The sequence below is a fragment of the Paraburkholderia sp. A1RI_3L genome (genome assembly GCF_048957895.1).
GTDB classification, from domain to species: domain Bacteria; phylum Pseudomonadota; class Gammaproteobacteria; order Burkholderiales; family Burkholderiaceae; genus Paraburkholderia; species Paraburkholderia kururiensis.
Genome location: NZ_JARCHA010000041.1, coordinates 1 through 4,488, shown reverse-complemented (window position 1 = coordinate 4,488; position 4,488 = coordinate 1). Strand labels below are relative to the sequence as shown.

Annotated in this window: 4 protein-coding genes; all 4 read left to right on the top strand. The window is 70.9% G+C overall.

Annotation, left to right across the window (positions count from 1 at the left end; all coding sequences use genetic code 11):
* A partial coding sequence (locus PXJ20_RS32670) for a hypothetical protein (protein WP_421057490.1) occupies window positions 1-336 on the top strand: 336 nt, incomplete at its 5' end.
* A gap of 20 nt (window positions 337-356) precedes the next feature.
* Window positions 357-1,577: a cytochrome P450 gene (locus PXJ20_RS32665; protein WP_421032934.1), complete on the top strand. Its 1,221-nt coding sequence runs from the start codon at window positions 357-359 to the stop codon at window positions 1,575-1,577.
* An 83-nt stretch (window positions 1,578-1,660) separates the two neighbouring features.
* On the top strand, window positions 1,661-2,944 hold the full coding sequence (locus PXJ20_RS32660; protein ID WP_421032933.1) for an MFS transporter: 1,284 nt from the start codon (window positions 1,661-1,663) through the stop codon (window positions 2,942-2,944).
* A partial coding sequence (locus PXJ20_RS32655; RefSeq protein WP_421057489.1) for a condensation domain-containing protein occupies window positions 2,941-4,488 on the top strand: 1,548 nt, incomplete at its 3' end. The genes PXJ20_RS32660 and PXJ20_RS32655, both read left to right, overlap by 4 nt.

The window sequence follows — 4,488 nt, the reverse complement described above, 5'->3', positions numbered from 1 at the left end:
GGTGACGACGCGCCGGCCGGCGGCGCGCTGGCGGCGTGGCAGCGCATGCAGCGCGTGGCGGACCACAACCGGCTGCTGTTCGTCGACTACGTCCCGGCGTTCTACGACGGCCCGGTCGATTTCCTGCGCGCCGCGCAGGATCAGGCCGGCGACGGCTTCGAGGACGACGACGCGCACGCGGCGCCCGATCGCGGCTGGGGCGCGCACGTCGGCGAGCTGTCCGTCGCGGCGGTGCCCGGCGACCACTTCACGGTGCTTGCGCCCGGGAACGTCGCGTCGCTGGCGCAGGCGCTGCGCGGCATCGTGGCGGCGCGGTTGACCTTCTCGGTGATTTGAACGATCGCGGAGCGAACCCGATGATGTGCGATGTCGAGGCAAACCACCCCTTGGGGGCGGACGTGCGGCGTCTGACCGATCCGGATTTCTTCGCGAACGGCGATCCGCACCGGCTGTGGCGTCGTCTGCGCGAGCAGGCGCCGGTCGTCTGGACGCCGGACGCCGACGGCCCGGGATTCTGGTCCGTCACGCGCTACGAGGACTGCGTCCGCGTGCTCAAGGACGGCGTGGCGTTCAGCGTGCGCATGGGCACGACGCTCGAGGCCGACCGCTGGAACGCGGACCCCGCGGGCGACAAGATGCTCGCGTTGATGGATGGGCCGCGCCATACGCAGTTGCGCCGCATCCTCGCCCCGTTCTTCTCCCAGCGGCGGGCGACCGACTGGGAGCGCGCCGTCCGCGACAAGGTGCGCACGCTGCTGCAGCACGCGACCGACGCGCGCCAGTTCGATTTCGTCGCCGAGGTGGGCGGCAGGTTGCCGGCGACGCTGTTCCGCGCGCTGATGGCGATTTCCGCGGAAGACTGGGTGCGCTTCGCCGACGTCATCGAGCGCACGCTGTCGGTCTGCGAAATCGAGCGCGGCATCGCCGACGGCGAGATGCTGGTCTACCTGAGCGAGCTCGCCGCCGAACGCCGCCGCAATCCGGGCGACGACCTGTTGAGCGCGATCGCGACGGCGCGCATCGACGATCGGCCGCTCGACGACGAAGAAGTCGTGCTGAGCATCGCCAACGTGTTGTCCGCGAGCGTGCAGACCCTGCGTCTGTCGTCGAGCGGCGGCGTCGAGGCCCTCCTTGCGCATCCCGGGCAATGGGCGCGCCTGCGCGCCGACCCGGACGGCGTGCCGGCCGCGGTGGAAGAAATGCTGCGCTGGACCACGCCGTCTCTCGTGATGACCCGGACCGCGGTGGAGGACACCTGCATCGGCGACCAGCGCGTGCGGCGCGGCGAACGCGTGGCCGTCTGGCTGCCGGCCGCGAATCGCGACCCGACGGTGTTCGCGCAAGCGGAGCGCTTCGACATCGCGCGCACGCAAGCCCAGGCGCGGCACATCGCCTTCGGCCTCGGCATGCATGCCTGTCTCGGCGCGGTGTTCGCGCGTCTCGTGCTGCGCGTGCTGTTCGAGGAAATGCGCGTCCGGTGGACGGGCATCGCGCCGGCGGGCCCGGCGCGGCGCCTGCAATCGCTGGTGCTGCACGGCGTCGACAGCCTGCCGGTCGAAGTGCGCGCCGCGGCATGACGCGGCGACGGGCGGCACGCTCGCGCGGTGCGATTGCGCTCCACTGGTCAACCGACTTCACATTGGGCACCCCGAGGCATCACATGAGAATCAGCAAGGAATCCATACTTCGCGACGCGGCCTACCTGCGCATGTGGCTCGCCATCACGGTCTCGTCGTTCGGATCGAGCATCACGACGGTCGGGCTCGGCCTGCTCGCCGCCACCCGGCTCGACGCCACGCCCGTCGAGATGGGGCTGCTGGGCGCCGCGTTCACCACCCCCTTCGTCGTGCTCGGGCCGCTCATCGGCGTCTACGCGGACAGGATGCGCCGGCGCCGCATCCTGGTCGCCGCGGACCTGTTTCGCGCGGCCGTGCTGGCGGCGATGCCGCTGCTGCTCTGGTTCGACTGGCTCGACATGAACCTGCTTTACGTGGTCGCCGTCTGTCTCGGCATCGGCGATGCGTGGTTCGACGTGGCCTACGGCTCCTACTTGCCGACCGTCGTCGGCCGCGAACGCCTGATCGAGGCGCACAGCAAGCTGCAGGTCAGCCAGTCGGCGGCCGAGGTGGCCGGTCCCGGGATCAGCGGACTGATCATCCAGACGCTCGGCATCCAGGTCGGCGTGCTGATCGACGCCGCGAGCTTCGTGTTCTCGGCGCTCTTCATCCGCTCCATCCGGAACGAGGAACCCACCCCGGCGGCGCCCGCTGCGGCCGATGTGCCGTCCGTGTGGCGCGACCTGAAGGCGGGCGTCGCGTTCCTGTTCGGGCATCCGCTGTTGCGGGCGCTGACGATCCGCCTCGCGATCTGGCAGTTCGCGAGCAGCGGCGTGCTCGCGATGCTGATGCTGTTCGTCACGGTCCGGATGAAGTTCGGGGCAGCCCAGATCGGCCTGCTGTTTTCCGCGATCGGCGTCGGCGTGTTCGTCGGCGCCAATGTCGCGCAGCGGGTGTCGGCGCGGCTCGGCGTCGGGCGGACGATCGCGCTCGCGAACCTGGGCGGCGCGGCCGCCCTGCTGGCGGTGCCGCTGTCGTCCGACGCGCCGGTCGGCCAGCTCGCGGCGCTCGGCGCGGCGTTGTTCGCGTACGGCTTCTGCCAGATCAATTACTACATCAACAACGCGTCGCTGCGGCAGGCCATCACGCCGGACGGCATGCTCGGTCGGATGGGGGCGGGCTCGCGCACGGTGGCGCTCGCGATGCACGGCCTCGGCGCGGCCGCGACCGGGCTGCTGGCGGAGCAGATCGGCCTCAGGCAGGCCTTGCTGCTGCTCGGCGCGGCGGCGCTGCTGCTGGCGACCGCGGGCTATGTTCATCGATCGCTGCAGGCAACGGTCACGCTGCCTGCGCGGGCGGAACTCGACGTCGAGGGAGGGGTGCAATGAGCGAGGTCGATCGGCTGTTGTCGACGCTTCATCGCGAGGGCGTGCAGATCTGGGTGCACGACGGTGAACTGCGGCTGCGCAGTATGCGCAGCCGCATGAAGCCGGAGCAGATGACCCGGATCAGGCGGCTCAAGTCCGAGATCATCGCGCGCCTGCGCGCGCCGGGCGCGCCGCGCGGCCTGCCGCGGGCTGACCGCGCGCGGGACCTGCCGCTATCCAGCGGACAGGAGGCGCTCTGGTTCCTGTATCAGCTCGACGCCGGCGCGGCCTACACGCTGCCCCATGCGCTGAAGGTGACGGGGCCGCTCGACCTAGCTGCGCTGGAGGCCGCGTATGGCGGGATCAAGCTCCGGCACGAGGTGCTGCGCACGCGCATCGAGATGGCGGACGACCGCCCGGTGCAACGAATCGATCCACCCGACGCGGCGCGGATCGTGTTCGAGGACGTCAGCGCATGGCCGGAAGCGGCGCGCGCCGAGCGGGCGCGCCGCTGGCTGGGCGACGAAGCCGGCCACGCGTTCAGGCTGGAGCGCGAGCATCCGGTGCGGTTGTCGGTGCTCCGGATCGGCGACCACGCGCATCTGCTCGTGACGAACCTGCATCACATCGCGGCGGACGACTGGTCGATCCACCTGTTCGACACGGAGCTGGCGGCCGGCTACGACGCGTGGTCCAGCGGCGCCGGGCCGGCGCTCGACGCGCTGCCCGCGCAATACGCCGACTATGCGGCGTGGCAGACCGAGTCCGGGCGCGGCGAGCGGCTCGAGCGCCAGCTTGCGTACTGGCGCGGGCAACTGGCCGGCAGCCCGATCGGGGCCGGCCTGCCGATCGACCGGCAACGCCCGCATCAGCCCGGCTTTGCCGGCCGGCACGTGACGCTGCGCGTGTCCTCGCCGCTCGCCGACAGCCTGGGCCGGCTCGGCCGGCGCTGCATAGCCACCCCCTTCATGATTTTCCAGGCCGCGTACCAGGCGACGATCGCGCACTGGATCGGCCAGCGCGACGTGCTGATCGGTTCGCCGACGAGCGTCAGGACGCACCCGCAGACCGAGCGCATGATCGGCTATTTCGTCAACATGCTGGTGATACGCGGCCGGCTCGACGACGATCCGTCGTTCGTCGCGCTGCTGGAACGCACGAAGCGCACGGTGCTCGACGCCTACGAGCATCGCGACGTGCCGTTCGAGCGGGTCGCCAGCCTGTTTGCGCAGACCGGGAGCCTGTCGCGCCAGCCGCCGTTCCAGGCGGTGCTGACCTATGCGGGGCGAACCGGTCGCGAACCGCTCGCGCTGCGCGGGCTGCAGTTGGAACCCGTCGAGATCGAGCAGGACGTCGCCCAGTTCGACCTGTCGCTGACGGTCGCGGAAACCGGCGACGGCTTCGATGCGCGCTTCGACTACGACAGCGCGTTGTTCGAGCGGGAAACGATCGAGCGTCTCGGCGCGCGCCTGCTGCGTCTGCTCGACGCCGTCGCGGAGGATCCGTCGCGACGGCTGTCGGAACTGTCGGCGCTGGATTCGACGGAGTGCGCGCAGTTGCGGCAT